The sequence below is a fragment of the Treponema sp. R6D11 genome, from assembly GCF_054786075.1.
Window position 1 is genome coordinate 1 of record NZ_BDHD01000942.1, and the last position, 439, is coordinate 439.

The 439-nt window shown below is 40.8% G+C and carries 1 protein-coding gene and 1 pseudogene; both read right to left on the reverse strand.

What is annotated here, in order from left to right; all coding sequences use genetic code 11:
* Positions 1–186: pseudogene (locus ACYVTD_RS16915) on the reverse strand (hypothetical protein); the annotation flags it as partial.
* A 40-nt stretch (positions 187–226) separates the two neighbouring features.
* The coding region (locus ACYVTD_RS16920; protein WP_461248812.1) for a hypothetical protein at positions 227–439 on the reverse strand (213 nt) is incomplete at its 5' end.

Genomic DNA, 439 nt, shown 5'->3' on the forward strand with positions numbered 1-439 from the left:
GTACTTGAAGAGCATAATCCCGCCGGGCGGGGTTTCCTTTAAAATCGTTACAATGTGCGGCTGAAGGCTTCCCCTTCCTTCTATGCCGCTGATAAGGACTTGAGAAGCGAGCAGGCGGTCGTCAAGGGAAGCGGCATCTTCGGTCGCACGAAGCATTTTAGCCCCAAATTCATCGTTTGAATCCATATTTTTCGTTTCGTTAACCTCATTGTTTTCTTGGTTAACATTATTTCGCTTTGTACAGGAAGGGAAAAGGAGCAAACAGGCGATAAAAACATAAAAAAAACGCATTGATGGTTAATGTTATTAAATTACATGGATTTATACAAGAAGACGAAGAATAATTGACCACGAACCACACGAACCACACAAAACTGTCCGAAAGATTTCTCATAAAGAACACAAAGCGGTTTTTATAAAAAACTACATACCCTATATG